We start from the raw sequence: 240 nt of genomic DNA, 5'->3' as shown, positions 1-240 counted from the left end.
GTAGCCGATTCGTTTCTTCCTTGCTCAAGGCGATCTGCTTGTCTGCATCGAACTGAGCTTTCTTGTCTTCTGAGCGCGACTTTAGAAATGCCTTGTACGCCACCACGCTTCCCGCGATGGCGCCTAGGCCAAGAACCGAGATCACGAGTTGGTCTGGCGTCATTTTGCTCAACAGTTCTGTGGAAAGCTTCTGTGCGAAATCACCGAGATCGATATTAATCAGCGACGAGCCTTTGCTTA

General features: G+C 50.8%; 1 protein-coding gene. It reads right to left on the bottom strand.

Annotated elements, in window-relative coordinates:
- Positions 1-240: hypothetical protein (locus SB816_RS34615; RefSeq protein ID WP_410548576.1), on the bottom strand; the 240-nt coding region annotated here is incomplete at both ends.

Origin of the sequence: Achromobacter sp. SIMBA_011, from assembly GCF_046535435.1 — a bacterium.
In the GTDB taxonomy this organism is placed as follows: domain Bacteria; phylum Pseudomonadota; class Gammaproteobacteria; order Burkholderiales; family Burkholderiaceae_B; genus Achromobacter; species Achromobacter dolens.
Note: the sequence above shows the minus strand (reverse complement) of the source record. Positions and strands in the feature narration are given on the sequence as shown.